The 501-nt window shown below is 33.9% G+C and carries 1 protein-coding gene; it reads right to left on the bottom strand.

Translation table 11 applies throughout. From position 1 onward, the window contains the following. Window positions 1-374, bottom strand: a 374-nt coding sequence (locus tag ACFIJJ_RS10275; protein ID WP_375646881.1) for a helix-turn-helix domain-containing protein, incomplete at its 3' end; no start/stop codon positions are given. Window positions 375-501: the final 127 nt, after the last annotated feature.

Genomic DNA, 501 nt, shown 5'->3' with positions numbered 1-501 from the left:
TAACATTTCTCTATAAAGCACGCTTCGCACAATGTTTCTAATGTTTCTTTGAAGTCTGCTAACGCTTCTTGATGTAAGCCATCTAAAAGTCTCATAAACGCAACAACAGTTTCACGTTGCAACGGAGTAGAAGGCTTTATGATGATGCTTTTTCGACAAGAATAGGCTTCTTTTTTTAAGAGTAAAGCCTTCTCTTTATCTAAACCATAAAGCTCTATGATCTTTTCTTCCAGTCCTACAGGAACAGATTTTTTGCCAATTTCTACAGCAGATAAAAATGATACAGATATGTCTAATTTCTTAGCCATATCTAAAAGGCGTTCTGAATGATCAACCCGAAGTTTCCGTAAAATTTTACCAAAAGATGTAACCATATAAAAAGTCCTATTAGAGAAGAAATATTTTCTTCTGATTCTAACAAATCTTTTTATGATTTTCTTCAATTATTACGAATCAAGAGTTCTTTTCGGGGTGGTTTTTTTGCCGTACCTGCTGTCCAAA

This window comes from Bartonella sp. TT29SHDZB, assembly GCF_042193395.1.
Taxonomy (GTDB): Bacteria; Pseudomonadota; Alphaproteobacteria; order Rhizobiales; family Rhizobiaceae; genus Bartonella.
The sequence above is the reverse complement of the archived record's forward strand: the minus strand, read 5'-3'. Positions and strand labels throughout refer to the sequence as shown.